This window comes from Mesorhizobium sp. M7A.F.Ca.CA.002.05.1.1 (assembly GCF_003998335.1).
Lineage (GTDB): Bacteria > Pseudomonadota > Alphaproteobacteria > Rhizobiales > Rhizobiaceae > Mesorhizobium.
Genome location: NZ_RZQI01001282.1, coordinates 1 through 1,217 on the forward strand (window position 1 = coordinate 1; position 1,217 = coordinate 1,217).

Annotated in this window: 2 protein-coding genes; one reads left to right on the forward strand and one right to left on the reverse strand. The window is 60.2% G+C overall.

Going from position 1 to position 1,217, the window contains the following annotated elements; all coding sequences use genetic code 11:
* The coding region (chpT, locus tag EN939_RS34900) for a histidine phosphotransferase ChpT (RefSeq protein ID WP_127271909.1) at positions 1-553 on the reverse strand (553 nt) is incomplete at its 3' end.
* Between the two features lie 346 nt (positions 554-899).
* Here chpT and EN939_RS34905 point away from each other — a divergent pair.
* Positions 900-1,217, forward strand: a 318-nt coding sequence (locus tag EN939_RS34905; protein WP_127271911.1) for an EipA family protein, incomplete at its 3' end; no start/stop codon positions are given.

Consider the following 1,217-nt stretch of genomic DNA (forward strand, 5'->3'; position numbering starts at 1 on the left):
GCGTGTAGTAGGGCTGCACGGAATGCGCGTCGATCGGTTCCTCCGGCTTGTGGCCGGAATGCAGTTCGAGGAATTTCGGCGGCACACGCAGCATCGGGCCAGCCGACGCAAGCGCGAAACGAGGTTCGGTCTCAAGATTTTCCAGCGTCACGGAAAGCTTGCCGCCGCGCGGAATGGCGGCATTGGCGACGAGGATCAGGTTGAGCAGCAGCTTGACCTTGTTCTTGGGCAGCAACGCGCGGGGCCCGTTCCAGGTCAGTTCCGGCTTTTCGTTCTTGAGGAAGGCGATGGCGACCGCTTCGGCATCGCCGGTATCGATCAACATGCCGGCCGAGCCGGCGGCACCAAAGGCGATGCGGGCGAACTGCAGGCGGGCCGAAGCGTTGCGGGCGCTCTGACGGATCAGCTTCATGGCGTCCTCGTCGGCGCCGCCTTCATCAAGCAATTCGAGCCCGTTGTTGATCGCGCCGACCGGCGAGATGATATCGTGGCAGACCCGGCTGCACAAAAGCGCTGCCAGATCGGGTGCGGAAAGGGTGAACAGATCGGCCATCGGCGAAAAATCCCTGCAAAATCTCACAACTCATGGCCGGGCGATCGATCGTCGCCTGCCACACGAATCACACACTCTCTCCTCGGGCTTTCTGAATACACAGCGCCCGTGCGTGCAGCAACAAATCCAAATTGTGGTTGTGGCAAATGGCGTGTTCACGCAGGCTGCCGGCCCCACTTGAGCGACCCCAAACAGCCTTCGAACCGCCATGTTCATGTGGGAGCTTAATGGTTGAAAAAGGATTACGGCATAGTTTGCCCCTAACAGTTACCCTTAACGGCCGGCTAAAAGAGCCGTACGGGGTGCGAGGCGTCGGCGAAGGTGCTCCCTGACGGAGATTGGAAGCATGTTTTCCCGATACTACGACCGGAGCTTTCTCCGTGTCTTCTCAATGGCGGTCACGCTCCTGGGCGTTCTCGTCTTCTCGACTTCAGCCCTGCGGGCCCAGGAATACACCGCTCAGGAGATTGTCGATTCCGGTCACAAGTTCTTCGGCGCGACATCAGGCGGGCTCGCCACAGTCGTCGAGAAGATTTTTGCTTCCTACGGCCTGCCCAACGGCTATCTGCTGGGCGAAGAGGGCTCGGGCGCGCTGATCGGTGGCCTGACCTATGGCGAAGGCACGCTCTACACCAAGAATGCCGGCGACCACAAAGTGTTCTGG